This window comes from Acinetobacter proteolyticus, assembly GCF_000367945.1.
Classification (GTDB): domain Bacteria; phylum Pseudomonadota; class Gammaproteobacteria; order Pseudomonadales; family Moraxellaceae; genus Acinetobacter; species Acinetobacter proteolyticus.
Window position 1 is genome coordinate 1192603 of sequence record NZ_KB849179.1, and the last position, 15369, is coordinate 1207971.

Below are 15369 nucleotides of genomic sequence, written 5' to 3' on the forward strand. Positions count from 1 at the left end.
CGTGTTCTCGTTCAGTTTTATCGGTAAAATAGTGGATTCTTCCATTATCCATTGCGTATCTTATGTCTGAGCAATTATTCATCCAAGGTCCTGTTGGTCAAATCGAAATGTTTGTTGATCAACCCCAAGGTGAAATCACAGGTTTTGCTGTCGTCTGCCATCCACATCCTTTGCAAGGTGGTACACCGCATCATAAAGTCCCTGTTTTACTGGCTCAGATTTTTAATGAGATGGGGTGCGTGGTTTACCGCCCTAGCTTCCGTGGCTTAGCTGGCAGTGAAGGCACACATGACCAAGGGCACGGCGAGACTGATGACATTATGGCTGTGATTGAATATGCCCGTGAGAAGCATGCAGGTTTAACCTTCTATGCAGGTGGTTTTAGCTTTGGCTCACATGTACTGGCAAAATGCCAAGCACAACTCAGCGAAGAATTACGTCCCAAACAACTGGTATTATGTGGCTTACCTACAGGTTCGGTCGTCGATTTACGTCATTACAAGACCCCAGCAATCGACGGCGATATCCTGTTTGTTCATGGTGAGCAGGATGATATTACCCTGCTCTCAGATATGATCGCGTGGGCAAAACCACAAAAACATCCGATCACGATTTTGCCAGGCGCCAATCATTTCTTTACTGGTTATCTAAAACAATTGCGTCAAGTGATTGCTCGCTTTTTAAAACTGTAGATTTAACAACAAATTACTAAGAAAAATATACGTGTTTTGAACCCAATGTCTGTTATATCAATATAGATGTGCATACATTCGGGTTCTTTAATAATGAAATTAAATAAAAAACAGGGACTTTTTTTAAAGCAAACCATCGAGCAATGGCAACAACAAGGCACGATTACGCCCGATGTTGCCAATGATTTAAATCAAAGTTTTTCGATTCGGCCTTTTGACTGGGAACGTTTGGCAAAATACTCATTCTGGATTTCCATGATTTGCGCCGTGATTGCGGTTGCTGCAATTACTGCTGATAAGTTCTTAATGGAACTGATCCAAAAAATCTTTATTGACTCTAAAATCATCCCTTGTCTAATTTTTGCTGCAGTTGCGGTGGCCTTTTATGGCTTTGCCTATCGTAGACGCAAAATCAAACCCTTACATCAATTTAGCAATGAGGCAATTATTTTCGCAGGCGTGCTGTCTACCGCAGCGTCGGTCGCCTATTTTGGTCAAGCGATTGATACTGGTAGTGGGCATTTTTCTTTATTATTCCTGCTTTCCACCATTATTTATGCCGCACTTGCCTTCTGGTTCCCCTCTAAACTGATCTGGGTGTTCTCGCTGCTTTCGCTCGGCTCGTGGTTTGGCACGGAAACTGGTTATATGTCCGGCTGGGGTGCTTATTATCTTGGAATGAACTTCCCTTTACGCTTTGTCTTGTTTGGCGGTGTATTGATTGGCTTAAGTTTGCTGTTTAAACGCTATTTGAATTTTAAAGACTTTGCACATTCAACCTATGTCATGGGCCTGCTGTATCTATTTATTGCCTTATGGATTCTCTCAATCTTTGGCAATTATGGTGACTTAGGGAGTTGGTATAGTGTCAAGCAATATGAGCTGTTACATTGGGGCGTGCTATTCGCGTTTATTGCCATCATCGCAATTGTTTATGGCTTAAAACATGATGATGCCACCTCACGTGGTTTTGGTATCACCTTCTTATTTATTAACCTCTACACCAAGTATTTTGAGTTCTTTTGGAATGGCATGCACAAAGCCATCTTCTTTATCTTGTTAGCTGCATCTTTCTGGTGGATTGGCCGACATGCCGAAAAACTTTGGAACTTAGAGTTTCTACCTAGCCAATCCCAAATAAAGAAAGATCATCCAGCTGAATGATTACTAAAAGTCACTCCAACTTAAGCCAAACCGAGCCAAATACTTTTTGACTCGGTCACTGTCATTGGTGGTATTACGTTGCTGGCGTGAAGCTGCAAAAAGCTGACGTCCAGCATCAGCCATCGATTTGGCATTTTCACAGACTTGAAGTACACCACGCAGTTGAATCTGATCAAACTCATCAATCTCGCTTAACTGCGTTCGATCTAAATATTTGAGGAGAATATCTACGTCTTTAGATTGGTTTTGTATAGTTTGAATTGACCACAACTGCTTTAAACGCTGAATCTCCTTTTCCACCGTTTCTGAACGGATCAACTCGCCACTGGACAATGTAGCTAACCGTGTCACACTCGCAGTCAAATCACGAAAATTTCCCTGCCATGATGCTTCTTTAGACTTGGCAAATTTCAAATACACATCGAATGCATCACGTTGAAAACGTAATTGTCGTTGGTGATTTGCCGAAAAGCGTTGCAACTCGAACTCAATATTGGGGGCAATATCTTCGATTCGATCTTTGAGATTAGGTAAAAAGAAAGTCCATGTATTCAGCCGCGCCCACAGATCTTCACGAAAGCGTCCTACTTGCACTTCCGCTCTTAGATCTTTATTTGTCCCGGCAATCAATTGAAAATCTGCCTGAATCTCTTTGTCACTTCCGACAGGGAAAAAGGATTTATCCTCCAACGCCTTGAGCAGCATCGCTTGTTCATCTAGTCCCAGCTCACCAATTTCATCCAAAAATAAAATGCCTTGATCAGCACTTTTCAATAATCCTGTCCGTGAAGCCGCTGCACCTGTAAATGCTCCTTTGATATGACCAAACAAGCTCGACATGGCACTGTCACCACGTAAGGTCGCACAGTTGACATCAATAAAGCGGCCATTCAAATGAAACTTATCTTTCTTTAATAGAAAGATTTGTTTGGCTAAATGTGATTTACCTACGCCTGTTGCACCCATAATCAAAATCGGTGCGCTGGAACGCGTTGCTACCAACTCAACCTCGGTGATCAGTTGATTAAATTCATGGTTATAGGTTGAAATATTGGCTTTCAACTGTTGCCAGTTTTGTTGTTGTTCATCTTCAAAACGCTGCTTGAGAACATCATAGCGAGACAAATCCAGATCAATGATGCGATATTCACCTTCTGGTGTTTTTTGTTGATTGGGTGCACTTTGAATCAGCTTGGCAGGCAAATAATTGGCATCGACTAATAGATACCAACAGATTTGACCAACGTGCGTGCCTGTAGTGATATGCAAAAGATAGTTATTTTTTTCAGTATCAAAGGGGTAACTTTTTACAAAGTCATATAGCGCACCATAGACCTCGGCAAAATCCCAAGGATCACGGATACTCACTCGCTGACCTGACACGGTAGTCGATGGCGACACATTTTGAGCATCTTCAGCAATAAATTTGACTAAATTATGATGTTGCCGATCATGTAATAGTACCAATTCATCCACGATCAGATCTTCATGCATTAGAAGACTCAAGGTCGGACGCCAGCGTTGCCATCGATCAGGACGCTTTCCTTGATCTAAAGTAGAACCTACAAAGCCAATTACGACGGTTTTCTTTGCATTCTGCATAATTTCTATAATATTTTATATATGTCTATCATATACAATACGCAATTCGATGAAAAATTCCAACAATATGCTTCATTTTACTTTTTTAGGCACCTCTTCTGGTGTGCCCACACTCACACGTAACGTTTCTGCGCTAGCAATACGTAACAGCAAGAATAAAGACTGGATATTGGTCGATGCTGGCGAAGGTACACAGCATCGCATTCAACAGGCCAAGCTCTCATTACAAAGCCTAGTTGCGATCTGCATTACCCATGTACACGGCGATCATTGTTATGGATTGGTTGGCTTATTAGCCAGTGCAGGTATGAATGCCCGTACTGCAGCCTTAACCATTATCGCGCCCAAAGAAATTCAACAATGGATTGAAGTTACAGCACAATTAACAGATTTACATTTGCCCTATCCACTCAACTTTATCGATGTGAATGAAGCAACTCAGATACTACAGTTAACCGATGAACTTTCAATTCAAGCCCATCTACTCAGTCACCGTGTACCCAGTTTTGCATTTAGTATTATTGCGCAATACACTCAAAAGAAATTAGATACACACGCCTTAATTCAACTCGGCGTAGCAAAAGGTAAAGTTTGGGGCGATTTACAGCAAGGCTTAGACGTACAGTTAAATGAGCAAACCTTAAAAGCAGCTGATTTTATTCAAATTCAAACGCAACGTGCACATGCGATTGTCGGTGGAGATAATGATCGTCCTGAGTTATTGGCACAAGCTTGCCAAGATGCCCAGCTCTTGATTCATGAAAGCACCTACACCCAAGCCATTTTAGATAAAGTAGGTTCAGGCCCCATGCATAGTTCAGCAAAGATGGTTGCAGAATTTGCTCAACAACAAGGTCTAAGCAATCTGATCCTGACTCACTTTAGCCCACGCCATCAAGACAGTGCTGGGCAGCAAGCGATTGCAGAAGAAGTTAGTAAATCCTACAAAGGTAACTTCTACTTAGCTCATGATTTTGATCAATTTAGCTTAGATGAGACAGGTCAACTTTCAAAAATCGATAAATCTTGGTAGATCCCCTGATATATGATCTATCAATAAAATCTCAGGATAGCTCACCTATCTTTTAATATACTTAAATATCATTTTAGATATATAAATATCGAAAAAATCATCTACATACATGCTTTTGAAAAATATTTAAGAAAATATTTTTATTAGTTATCAATATCTTAAAATTATTAAGGGTTGTTTTTGAAAAGTTGGTACAGTCACTGCAATAGTATATGCACACAATATCATTGGGATCTTGTGAATATCACCTGCCTGCAAACGCTTGGCAGGCAGGCTTTGAAAGGAAAATGAAAATGTCTGTCGTTGAACAAATCAACCAACAAGCTCAATTTGAACAAGAACAGCAACAACGTGCTTATCAAGTTTTAAAAAATGAAACGAGTATGCCAGTAAAAATGTGGACCAATGGTGTGCTTGTTGACGACAACTCAAAACAACAATTGCTGCAAACTGCCCAAATGCCGTTTATTTATAAATGGATGGCCGTGATGCCAGACGTTCACTTTGGTTTAGGTGCAACCATCGGAAGTGTGATTCCAACCAAAGGGGCTATTATTCCTGCTGCAGTCGGTGTCGATATTGGTTGTGGAATGATGGCGACTCGCACCAGCTTAACTGCTTCTGATTTACCAGATAACCTATATGCTTTGCGTACTGAACTTGAACGTTTAATTCCACATGGAATGACCAAACGTGGACGAGATAAAGGTTCTTGGGAAACACCACCTGAAATGGTAGATCAAGCTTGGGCTGATTTAGTTGCAGATTTTGAGTTCATCTGTGCGAAGCACCCTCGCCTAAAAAACACCAACAACCGAAAACAGTTAGGAACATTGGGTACAGGAAATCACTTTGTAGAAGTCTGCTTAGATGAACATGATCATGTTTGGATTATGTTGCACTCAGGTTCTCGCGGTGTGGGTAATGCCATCGGTAATCATTTTATCGAACTGGCGCGTAAAGATATGCAGAAGCATTTTATTAATTTACCGAATAAAGACTTGGCTTATTTAGTCGAAGGAACTGAACATTTTGATGATTACTGGTTTGCTGTAGGTTGGGCACAACGCTTTGCCATGAAAAACCGTGAAATCATGATGCAGTCTGCGATTAAGGCCTTGGCAACGATTGTTCCAAAACCATTCCAAGCACGTTTGGAAGCCGTAAACTGCCACCATAATTATGTGGAAAAGGAAGAACATTACGGCGAAGAAGTGATGGTGACCCGTAAAGGTGCTGTACGTGCACGTTTAGGAGAATATGGAATTATCCCAGGTTCCATGGGTGCCAAATCCTTTATTGTTCGTGGGCTTGGAAATCAGGAATCATTCTGTTCATGTTCGCATGGCGCAGGTCGTGTCATGAGCCGTGCTGAAGCAAAACGTCGCTTTACTGTAGAAGATCAGATTGCGCAGACTGAAGGTGTGGAATGCCGTAAAGATGCTGCTGTGATTGATGAAATTCCATCGGCTTATAAACCAATTGAAGATGTGATGAAAGCACAACAGGATTTGGTTGAAGTGATGTATACATTAAGACAAGTGGTGTGTGTTAAGGGCTAAATACCTGAACATAACCAGAAGGTAGGCATATGTTTGTCCAATTAAATCATTTGAAGAGCAAAGAACTACAATCTGATCTTGATGCCATACAAGCTGTATTTGAAGTTTCTTTGTTTGATATCGCACATCAAACGGAATCTTCGAATACACTCGCTATTCATCAACAGATGTTATTGAGTTGTGAAAGTTTAGCAATAGAAAAAACGTTCGACTTAAACACTTTAATCATTGAGAAATTAGATAGCGCTCTTGTAAATCTTGATAGTTTGGACAAACCTAATTTATTTTCTGGACATAATTGGTTTTTGAACTTGTTAGAGGCAGTCATTGATCCACCCTATGGAACAACCCTTGCCCATTCTAATCGAATAGCATTCTTCAAAACATTCATGCAATTATGTCTTTTAACTGAAAAAGACTGTGAAATATATGATTGGGTTGGCTACCCAGGTAGTGGTCGAGATAATGATTCTGAATGGAATGATTATTTTGAACTCGGCCGAGAATGGTGGGGCAATTGGTGCTTAACCATCTATTCAGCACAGCAAAATAAAGGCTGTTTACTACTAGCAAGCTCAACAGATTAAAGAATAAGTTTTTAGGAAAATAAAAGATGAAACTCGCAGAAGCACTTTTACTGCGAAGCGATCAACAAAAAAAGCTCGCTTCATTAAAACAACGGATCAACGCCAATGTATTGGTACAAGACGGTGATGAACCCAGTGAAGATCCAAATGAATTGATCAAACAGGTGTTTGCTTTAACCCAAGAAAGCAATCAGTTGATTTGTCGTATTCATTTGACCAACGCACAAGCCAAGTTGGAAGATGGAAAAATCCTGCTCGCCCTATTAAGCTTACGTGATAGTTATGCTGAACAGCATAAGATTCTCGTTAATGCGATTGCCAATACCCATCGTGAACCTGATCGTTATAGTTCACGCGAGATCAAATGGCAGAAGGTTATCCCAGTCTCTAGCTTGCAAAAACAAGCCGATGATATCAGCGCGAAATTACGTGATTTAAATATCAAAATTCAAGCTGCCAATTGGCAGATTGATTTAGTCGAATAGACAATAGATTTTGTGAATTTAGTTCACAATCACAGTTTGGGCATACTGGGCGAGTACAAGATCCTGCGTTACTCCGATCTGAGGGATTGAAAATAATTCAGGCGGCTATGGCAGCATGTGAGCCGTGCATCAATCTTCACTGATTAGGCTCAGCACCATGGACCTAGTAAACCTTTGCTAAAAGCAAAGTCACGCGTTACTTCGCATTACCATGTACTGACAGTATGTTCATTAAATTAGAAAATAAGGAAAATAGACGTGAATAAAGCTTTGGCAAATATGCCAGCAGCCATCCAGATTGATGGTTCACAAGGTGAAGGTGGTGGACAAATTTTAAGAACCGCCCTTGCCCTTTCGATGATTACCGGTCAAGCATTTGAATTAATCAACATTCGTGCTGGGCGGAAAAAACCAGGCTTAATGCGTCAGCATTTGGTCTGTGTAGAGGCATCTCAACAAATTAGCCAAGCGTATGTAGAAGGTGCTGAGCTTCATAGCCAACGTCTGTACTTTGCACCGCAACATGTACAAAGTGGAAAATACCAATTCCAGATTGGTTCGGCAGGAAGCACAACACTGGTTTTGCAAACCCTATTACCTGCTTTGTTATTGCAAAATGAAGCCAGTGAACTCACAATTTCTGGGGGTACCCATAATCCACTTGCGCCAACAGCAGATTTTATCGAGCATTGCTTTTTGCCAGCATTAGAAAAACTTGGAATAGAAGTCGAGTTTAAGTTAAACAAAGCAGGCTTCTTCCCAATTGGTGCTGGTGAAATTCAAATCAAGATTCAGCCTTGGCAACATCGAAACAAGCTAAATTTATTAGATCGTGGTACTTTGCAAAGCACGGAGGCTTTTGCAGCAGTATTAAACCTTTCCGAAGAAGCACAAATTGCACAGCGGGAATTAGCAACTTTAAATAAAAGACTGAATTTAGATACTCAACAGCAATTCCATTTAAATGGGATCAGTCAAGGCAATACGATGTATGTCAAAGTTGCATACTCACATCACATTCAGCTATTTACCGCTTTAGGTGAAATGCGCAAAAGTGCAGAACAAATTGCCAATCACTTGGCTGAACAGGTGAAGCAATATATAGAATCTAATGCGGCAGTCGATGAGTATTTAGCGGATCAGTTGCTATTACCTTTGGCATTGGGTCACGGTGGTGAATTTACGGCACAATGTATTAGTGAACATACCCGTACACAGGCAGCTATGATTGAAAAATTTATTGATTGTGAAATTGAATTTATCGAGGTGGATAAAACGCTATTTCAGGTCACCGTTAAAGTAAAAGAAGCCCATTCATGAGCTTCTTTTTTATGAAAATTTATTTAACAGACTCTAACGCTGTCACCAACAACTTCCAGCATTTCTCTACAGTATCGACTTTAACTCTTTCACCCGGTGCATGCGCTCCCTGAATATCAGGGCCAAACGATACCATCTGTAAATCAGGATAATGCTCCGCAATAATGCCGCATTCCAAGCCTGCATGAATCACTTTCAAGTTTGGCTCAATCTTAAATGCGGACTGATAAGCTTGTTGTAAACATTTCAATGCAGCCGAATCTGGATTTGGTGTCCAACCTGATACTAACGGCGTCAATTCAGATTGAATCTGGAAATTGGCAAAATGCTGTTGAATGTTTTGTGCAAATGTCACTGCTTCTTGGTTCACCATCGAACGAACCATAATTAAAGTTTTGGCTTCATCTTTCGTCAATTTGACCACACCAATATTATTCGAAGTCTCAACCACATCAGCTAACGCACGACTCCACTGGGCAATCCCGTATGGACAACTTGCCAATGCTTGCAACCAAGCTTGCTGTTGCTGCAATGTCATAACTTCATTTATCTGATTGGCATTTTGCTGTACGCTGATCTGGAGTTGATCATCAATACCCTGTAATTTTTTCTGCCATTCAACCTGTGTTGCTGCAACGGCTTTTTCTAACGCCAATAATTGTTCTGCTTGAATTGCAATGGTTGCCGCAGCTTCACGTGGGATGGCATTTCGTGCCGACCCACCGACAAACTCAACCAGTCGGCCATTGAATGGTGTCAAATAATCATTCAGGAAATTGGCTAAAATCACATTGGCATTACCACGACCTAAATGAATATCAACCCCTGAATGCCCCCCTTTTAAACCTGATACCAACAGATCAACATAAATCAAATTTGCAGGTGTTGGTTCATATTCAGGTGATTGCTGTACTTCCAGATCAATACTTCCAGCACAACCTAAATACAGTTCACCCCATTCTTCGGTATCAATATTAAAGAGCCACTGTCCAGTTAACACACCTGACTCGAGTAAACGAGCACCGCTCATTCCTGCTTCTTCATCAATGGTGAGAAGAACTTCAATCGGTCCATGCGCAATATCATTTGATTCTAAGACTGCTAACGCCAATGCAACTCCGATGCCATTATCGGCACCCAATGTGGTATTTTCAGCAATCAGCCAGCCATCTTTTAATACAGGTTGAATTGGATCTTTAAAGAAATCATGTTGCGTACCACGATTTGCCTGAGTCACCATATCTAGGTGTCCCTGCAAAATCACACCTGCAACGTGCTCTTTACCTGCTGTAGCAGCTTTTCGAATAATTAAATTACCAATGTCATCGACATAGGTTTTCAAGTTGCGCTGTTCCGCCCAATCTTTTAAATATTGTCTGAGTTGTTGTTCATGCTTGGATGGTCGAGGAATCGTACATAAGGTCTCAAAATGTTGCCAAACCGCTTGGGGTGATAATTTAGAAAAATCAACCTGTATCATGCACCTATACTCTCAAATAAAGCGTTTAAACCAATATACACCATACACCCAAACGGTCATGATGTTAAATCACTTCAATTAAGATTTTATGCGCAAAATTGACTTAGCTTTTCCACACAAACTGAGAAAAACTATGTTCTGCTTTTAAGCTATTTTCGACAGCTTGAGCCAATTGGCGAATAATGCTTTGTGTCTCAATACGCTCAAACCAAGCTTGTTCTTGCTGTGGATTGGCTGAGATTTCACAGAGAATATGTCCTTCTGTATCTTGCTGTGAGCATAAGATTGAAAGTGGCAATTGGTGATTGTCGATACGCACTTCAATTTTTTCATGTTCATGACGAATATGTTGTGCATCAAAGCCATATTGTTCTAATTGTTTATACAGCAATGCAGCCACGTACTCTTGCGTGATATAGCATTCATTCGGTGGATGATCAACCACCCCATGTTTTGGGCAATCTGCTATAAATTGCAACGTTTTCATGCTATTCCCTCTATTTTTATGTTTTAACTCTGGACCACAGAGTAAATCCGACGCGAACGGTAAGAATTATTATATATACAATTGTCTTTAATAGATTAGCTGATTGTCTTAGTTCTATAGCTAAATTGATAAATTTAGACCCGATTAGATATGTACATCTACAAACTCAGCATTTTTATTATTTAAGCGTTTTCGCCTTATATTTAGCCAATTGTTTTTATGAATATGCTTATAAAAAAAGCAGCATTTAACTTAATTAATCAAGCTAAACACTGCCTTTCCAGATCAGCTTATGGATTCACAACCTGCAAATCCAAACCTGCAGTATTTGCAAGCTCGGTAAAGGTTGGGAAACTTGTTGCCACAGTTTCTGTACCATGAATGGTGATGTTACCTGAAGTACGTAAACCAGCCATACTGAAACTCATGGCAATACGGTGGTCATGGTGTGATTCAATTTCACCACCAGTGAAAATCGCTGACCAGTCACCAGACTTGCCCTTACCTTCAATGATGATGCCATCGTCGGTTGGGGTACAGTCAATGCCCATGGTTTTTAAACCATCTGCCATCACTTGAATACGGTCAGATTCTTTAACACGTAGCTCAGCCGCGCCAGTTAAAACCGTTTGGCCTTCTGCACATGCAGCAGCAATGAATAATGCAGGGAATTCATCGATCGCTAATGGTACTTGGTCTTCAGGCATATGAATACCTTTTAGCGTTCTAGAACCTTTGATATGAATATCTGCAATAGGTTCACCACCTGCAATACGTTCATTTTCTACAGTTAGATCAGCGCCCATTTGCTTCAGGATCTCGATTACTCCTGTACGTGTCGGGTTGATACCCACTGCCTCAAGGACAACATCTGCACCTTCTGTAATAGCCGCACCGACCATAAAGAATGCAGCAGATGAAATATCAGAAGGTACTTGAATGTCAGTACCGACTAACTTGCCGCCACCCACAAGCGAGATTTTATTGCCTTCAGTTTTCACATCATAACCAAAAGCACGCAACATACGCTCAGTATGGTCACGCGTTGGTTCGGGCTCAGTCACCGAAGTTTCACCCGCAGCCCACAAACCAGCCAGTAAAATGCCTGATTTCACTTGAGCAGATGCCATTGGTAAATCGTATTGAATCCCTTTAAGCACTTGGCTACCTGTAATACTGACCGGTGGCGTACCTTTCTCACCTGTGGTTTGGATGAGTGCACCCATTTCACGAAGCGGTTTGGCAATACGCTCCATTGGGCGTTTAGACAATGACGCATCACCTGTCATCACTGAATCAAACTTCTGCGCAGACAACATGCCTGACAGCAAACGCATACTGGTGCCTGAGTTACCCATATACAAAGCGCTTGCTGGCGCTTTTAAGCCTTGCATGCCCACACCATGAATAGTGACTTCACCATTCTTCGGTCCTTCGATGCTCACCCCCATATCACGGAAAGCCTGTAAAGTTGCGAGTGCATCTTCACCTTCCAAGAAGCCTGTTACATGGGTAGTACCTTCTGCAATCGCACCAAACATGATGGAGCGATGTGACACAGATTTGTCACCCGGTACGGTGAATTTACCTGTAAACGTTTTCTTTCCCGGTAAAATGGTAAATTGCTGTGTCACCTTGTTTTTCTCCATCAAAGGTTTTTTGGCCAACATATGGTTAAAGTGCTGACGTGCTGCCTGCGCATGCCCGAGCAGTCCCATCAACGCTTGCGAATCTTCCTGTTCAATTAATTTCTTTAAAACGGACAATTGCTGTTCAAAACCATCAACAGCATTCAAAATTGCGGTTTTATTGGCGAAGAAAATGTCATGCCACATCTGTGGATCACTGGCAGCAATACGCGAGAAGTCACGAAAACCTCCTGCAGCATAGCGGAAAATATCTAAATTATCTTCACGATTTGCCAGTTGTTCGACCAGATTGAATGCCATCAAATGTGGTAAATGACTGGTATGTGCCAACACTTCATCGTGTTTGGTGACATCCATGCAAATCACTTCGGCTTTTGCCGCAGACCAAAGTTGAATCAGTTTTTCAACCGCCCACTCCGCACTGGTCGGAAGTGGTGTTAGAATCACTTTGTGATTCACGAATAAATCAACTTTACCTGCATGTACGCCTGTATGCTCTGCCCCTGCAATCGGATGTCCTGGTACAAAACCAACCGGTAACTTTTCACCAAATACAGCTTTTGCCGCTTCAACGACATTGCCTTTGGTACTGCCGACATCGGTAATGATGACATTGTCTGCAAGATAAGGCTTGATTTGTTCCAGCACTTTTTGCGTTGCACGAACGGGTAATGCTAAAACAATTAAATCGGCATCCTGAACTGCTTCTTCTGGCGTTGCATAACCGTGTTGAATAAGACCGAGTGCCTTAGCATCTTCTAATGTTTTTTTTGAGCGTGTTGAAGCCACAATTTGAGATGCAAGTTGTTCTGCCACAATCACACGAGCAAGACTCGACCCAATCAGTCCAAGCCCAATAAATGCAACTTTCTTAAATAATGGTTGAGACATAAAACATATTTGCCTAATGAGACGACTTTGATATGGATAGATACCGAAGTCATCTATCCATACGATAAAACTAGATTATAAAACAGCGATTGGATACGAACCGAGTACACGCAACTCTTTCACCATTGGACGGATTTCTTCCAATGCCGCTGCAACATTTTCCTGACCGATATGCCCTTCTAAATCAATAAAGAACACATAAGCCCATTTCTCAGGCAATGCTGGACGTGTTTCGATACTGGTCAAGCTGATTTGATGCTTGGCAAACGGCGCAAGAATTTCCAATAAAGCACCGGCACGATCATGTGCAGAGATCAATAAAGAGGTTTTATCATTACCACTTTGAGGAATCTTCTCACGACCAATCACAAGGAAACGTGTGGTATTTTCAGGGTTATCTTCGATATTGCTATGTAAAATCTCAAGATTGTACATGCTTGCCGCAATATCAGATGCAATCGCAGCAGAATGCCATTCGTTACGAATACGGCGCGCCGCTTCTGCATTTGAATTCAGTGCAACACGCTCAACGCCTGGATAATGTGCATCTAGCCATTTACGGCATTGAGCCAAAGTTTGTTGATGCGCATAAATCTGCTTGATACTGTCTTTACGGGTATTTTCTGAGACAAGGAATTGATGATGGATACGAAGCTCAACTTCACCGATCACATTGACAGTCGATGATTTAAAGCAATCCAGCGTATGGTTGACAATCCCTTCTGATGAGTTCTCCACTGGAACGACACCATAATGTGCACTGCTCGCTTCGACTTCACGGAATACTTCATCAATAGTTGGCAATGGACGTACAACAGCATCTTTACCAAAATGCTTTAGCACAGCCGAATGGGTATAAGTCCCTTCTGGTCCGAGGAATGCAATGCTTTGTGGTGCTTCAAGTGCCAAACATGCTGACATGATTTCACGGAACAAACGTGCCATGGTCGCATCAGACAAAGGTCCCTGATTACGCTCCATGACTTTACGCAGCACTTGAGCTTCACGTTCAGGGCGATAAAACAACGGATTCTCTTCGGATGCAAATTTCGCTTTGGCTACAGCTTCTGCAAGCGTCGCACGGCGGTTGAGTAACTCTTGGATTTGTTGATCAACACTATCAATATCGTTACGAATTTGTTCTAAATTAAGTGAATTCGATGTGTTTTGTCCATCGTTTACCATTGAATGCAGCCTCAGCAAAATCATCTATAAGAATGGATTACAATTCATCTGTGAATTGATTATCCGAGCTAGTATAACAACACTTTAAGCTATTAAACACGCTGAGTTTTAACTCTTTTTATTACCAAACTTTATTGATAATGTTTTTCATTATATATTACCAACAAAATTTCAATGCTTACGAATAAATTATGTTTAAACAAATGGGGATTTTGGCTTTTTCTCTGCTCGTGGCTACACCATTGGCTTTTGCCCAACCGACTACCCAAAGTTCCAATAAAGCGCCTCTTAAATCACAAGCCAATATTCAGCAAAGCTTTGTAATCGCATCTAAATATACTCAACATGATTATTTGATTCAGATCTCGGTTCCTGCTGGTGAAGTCCCAAGTGAAGGTTTTCCTGTGTTGTATGTATTGGATGGCAATGCCGCATTTGATAGTGCTGCCAATATTGCTAAGTCGGTGGGTGGTGGTGCCAATCGTTTGGGCTTGAGTCCAGTCGCTATTGTTGCAATCGGCTACCCACAGCAAAACAGTTTTGATGTAGAAAAGCGTGCTTTAGACTACACCCCAAAAGCATCGGCTGAATTTCAAAAACAAGCCAAGTACACTTATGGTGGCGCAGACCAATTCATTCAATTTATTGAGAAAGAACTAAAGCCTGCGATTCAAACCAAAATTAAAGTTAATCCACAGCAACAGAGTTTATTTGGACATTCCTTTGGTGGACTATTTGTTTTACATGCTTTCTTTAGTCAACCGCAAATGTTCCAACGTTATATTGCGGCCAGCCCTTCACTCTGGTTTGATAATTATGCGTTGCTCAATCGGCAGGTAGATTGGTTAAAGAATCAAAATAAAATCCAAGATATCATGCTGATGACCACAGTGGGTACGCATGAGCATGGTCGAAGTCCAACACCAGACGCTGAATCCTTGCAGAAGCAGAACAACTTCTATCAAAACTTTAATCAGCAACGTTCAAAGCATTTCTTGTTCTGGAATTATCGACATCCTGCTGAACAGCATTTGACTAATATGTATGCCAGCTTACCGAAAGCGATTATGTTAGCAGGTTGTCAGCCACAAAGTTGTTCAAATCTATTTGATGAACCAACACCATAAAGTCCTGAATAAACATAGCTAAATTTAAGCGGGCTATTTGTTCCGCTTAAATTTGAACTTTTCTATAGAATAGATTGGTTATACTGCAAGAAGATGTCATAACAA

Annotated in this window: 13 protein-coding genes; 8 read left to right on the top strand and 5 right to left on the bottom strand. The window is 41.2% G+C overall.

Features of this window, described 5'->3' with window-relative positions; all coding sequences use genetic code 11:
- Positions 1 to 62: 62 nt before the first annotated feature.
- Both F993_RS11105 and F993_RS11100 read left to right on the top strand, forming a co-directional pair.
- The gene (locus F993_RS11105; RefSeq protein ID WP_004653905.1) at positions 63 to 692 is read left to right on the top strand and encodes an alpha/beta hydrolase; all 630 of its coding nucleotides are present in this window, start codon (positions 63 to 65) and stop codon (positions 690 to 692) included.
- 93 nt (positions 693 to 785) lie between these two features.
- Entirely contained in the window at positions 786 to 1856 is a 1071-nt protein-coding gene (locus F993_RS11100) for a DUF2157 domain-containing protein (protein WP_004653906.1), read from the top strand.
- 3 nt (positions 1857 to 1859) lie between these two features.
- Here F993_RS11100 and rtcR read toward each other — a convergent pair whose 3' ends face one another.
- Positions 1860 to 3458 (bottom strand): RNA repair transcriptional activator RtcR, encoded by a 1599-nt coding sequence (gene rtcR / locus F993_RS11095; RefSeq protein WP_004653907.1) that lies wholly within the window; start codon positions 3456 to 3458, stop codon positions 1860 to 1862.
- Positions 3459 to 3525: 67 nt separating this feature from the next.
- On the opposite strand from rtcR, the gene F993_RS11090 reads away from it, so the two are divergent.
- From F993_RS11090 to rtcA, 5 genes are all read left to right on the top strand, one after another.
- Positions 3526 to 4491 (top strand): ribonuclease Z, encoded by a 966-nt coding sequence (locus tag F993_RS11090; RefSeq protein ID WP_032812469.1) that lies wholly within the window; start codon positions 3526 to 3528, stop codon positions 4489 to 4491.
- A gap of 293 nt (positions 4492 to 4784) precedes the next feature.
- Positions 4785 to 6053, top strand: coding sequence for an RtcB family protein (locus F993_RS11085; RefSeq protein WP_004653909.1), 1269 nt, complete (start codon positions 4785 to 4787; stop codon positions 6051 to 6053).
- A 29-nt stretch (positions 6054 to 6082) separates the two neighbouring features.
- Positions 6083 to 6640 (top strand): hypothetical protein, encoded by a 558-nt coding sequence (locus F993_RS11080; RefSeq protein ID WP_004653910.1) that lies wholly within the window; start codon positions 6083 to 6085, stop codon positions 6638 to 6640.
- Positions 6641 to 6666: 26 nt separating this feature from the next.
- The gene (locus tag F993_RS11075) at positions 6667 to 7125 is read left to right on the top strand and encodes a DIP1984 family protein (RefSeq protein ID WP_004653911.1); all 459 of its coding nucleotides are present in this window, start codon (positions 6667 to 6669) and stop codon (positions 7123 to 7125) included.
- A gap of 258 nt (positions 7126 to 7383) precedes the next feature.
- On the top strand, positions 7384 to 8445 hold the full coding sequence (rtcA, locus tag F993_RS11070; protein ID WP_004653912.1) for an RNA 3'-terminal phosphate cyclase: 1062 nt from the start codon (positions 7384 to 7386) through the stop codon (positions 8443 to 8445).
- Between the two features lie 19 nt (positions 8446 to 8464).
- Here rtcA and F993_RS11065 read toward each other — a convergent pair whose 3' ends face one another.
- The 4 genes from F993_RS11065 to pheA form a co-directional block, all read right to left on the bottom strand.
- Positions 8465 to 9925 (bottom strand): aminoacyl-histidine dipeptidase, encoded by a 1461-nt coding sequence (locus tag F993_RS11065; RefSeq protein ID WP_004653913.1) that lies wholly within the window; start codon positions 9923 to 9925, stop codon positions 8465 to 8467.
- A gap of 103 nt (positions 9926 to 10028) precedes the next feature.
- Positions 10029 to 10412, bottom strand: a complete 384-nt coding sequence (locus F993_RS11060; RefSeq protein WP_004653914.1) for a hypothetical protein — start codon at positions 10410 to 10412, stop codon at positions 10029 to 10031.
- Between the two features lie 290 nt (positions 10413 to 10702).
- A complete protein-coding gene (locus F993_RS11055) occupies positions 10703 to 12952 on the bottom strand; it encodes a bifunctional prephenate dehydrogenase/3-phosphoshikimate 1-carboxyvinyltransferase (RefSeq protein WP_004653916.1) in 2250 nt (749 codons plus the stop codon).
- 75 nt (positions 12953 to 13027) lie between these two features.
- Positions 13028 to 14137, bottom strand: coding sequence for a prephenate dehydratase (gene pheA / locus F993_RS11050; protein WP_004653917.1), 1110 nt, complete (start codon positions 14135 to 14137; stop codon positions 13028 to 13030).
- A gap of 191 nt (positions 14138 to 14328) precedes the next feature.
- On the opposite strand from pheA, the gene F993_RS11045 reads away from it, so the two are divergent.
- The gene (locus tag F993_RS11045; RefSeq protein WP_004653918.1) at positions 14329 to 15264 is read left to right on the top strand and encodes an alpha/beta hydrolase; all 936 of its coding nucleotides are present in this window, start codon (positions 14329 to 14331) and stop codon (positions 15262 to 15264) included.
- The last annotated feature ends 105 nt before the right edge of the window (positions 15265 to 15369 follow it).